Origin of the sequence: Haematobacter genomosp. 1, from assembly GCF_002196855.1 — a bacterium.
Lineage (GTDB): Bacteria > Pseudomonadota > Alphaproteobacteria > Rhodobacterales > Rhodobacteraceae > Haematobacter.
In genome coordinates this window covers 1-1,056 of sequence record NZ_NIPW01000052.1, presented here as the reverse complement: position 1 = coordinate 1,056, position 1,056 = coordinate 1, and the positions used below count along the sequence as shown (strand labels likewise).

The 1,056-nt window shown below is 63.3% G+C and carries 1 protein-coding gene; it reads right to left on the bottom strand.

Annotated elements, in window-relative coordinates; genetic code table 11:
- Window positions 1-59: 59 nt before the first annotated feature.
- Window positions 60-992: an IS5 family transposase gene (locus CDV49_RS18675; RefSeq protein ID WP_088216827.1), complete on the bottom strand. Its 933-nt coding sequence runs from the start codon at window positions 990-992 to the stop codon at window positions 60-62.
- Between the last annotated feature and the right edge of the window lie 64 nt (window positions 993-1,056).

Here is a 1,056-nt window from a genome sequence, read left to right as displayed (position 1 = left end):
GGCATGGCGTTGTTGCGCTAATCGGCAGGAGGCCGATCTTCCCCTTTCCCGGGTGACCTTCATCCCACGTCAGTGATCTCGGCGGTGCCGAGAGCATTATATTTGTTCATGATGGCAATTCGGATCTGGACCTCTGCGGTCTGTCGATCCGGGTGGCGGGAGGCGATGCGTTCGCCGAACGCCTTGAGGCAGTTCATCCGCGCCTCGACCCGACTTCGGACGTGGTAGCCGACCGAGCGTTTCCAGTTGGCGCGCCCCAGGCGTCGTGTCTCACGCAGGATGTCGTTGCGGACGCGGGCGGCCGGACAATCCTCTTTCCAGGCGCGACCGTTCCGGCGGATGGGGATGCGCGCTTCGGCCCCACGTTCGACGATCGCCCCATGGCATCGTCTGGTGTCATAGGCACCGTCGGCGGTGACACTGCCGATCTCCTCCTCCTCGGGGATCTGCGCCAACAGGTCTGGCAGCATCGGGCTGTCGCCTTGCCGACTGGAGGTGAATTCTACTGCCCGGACATCACCGGTCTGCGCGTCCACGCCAATATGGACCTTGCGCCATTGCCTGCGGCGCGAAGTCCCATGCTTGCGTGCTTGCCATTCACCGTCGCCGCGGAACTTGATGCCGGTGCTATCAACGAGCAGGGTCACAGGGCCGTCCGGACGGCGGTAAGGGATCTGCACCGTAAGCCGGGCCTGGCGCCGGCAGAGCGTGGAGTAATCCGGAACCGGCCAGTCCAACCCTGCCATCTCGATTAGGCTGGCAACCAGCCCGACCGTCTGCCTCAGCGGCAGGCCAAATAACACCTTCAGCGTCAGGCAGGTCTGGATAGCGCTTTCAGAGAAGGTCTCGGGATGGCCACGCTTACCGGTCTTCGCTGCATCCCAGGCCATTGTCGGGTCGAACCAGATGGAGAGCGAACCCCGGCGGCGCAGGGCAGCATTGTAGTCGGGCCAGTTCGTCGTGCGATAGCGGGGAGAGGAAGGCTTCGGCATGGCCCGAACCTAACACTCAGGATTCACGACGTGAATCCGCCTCACCGATAAGTGCAACAATGCC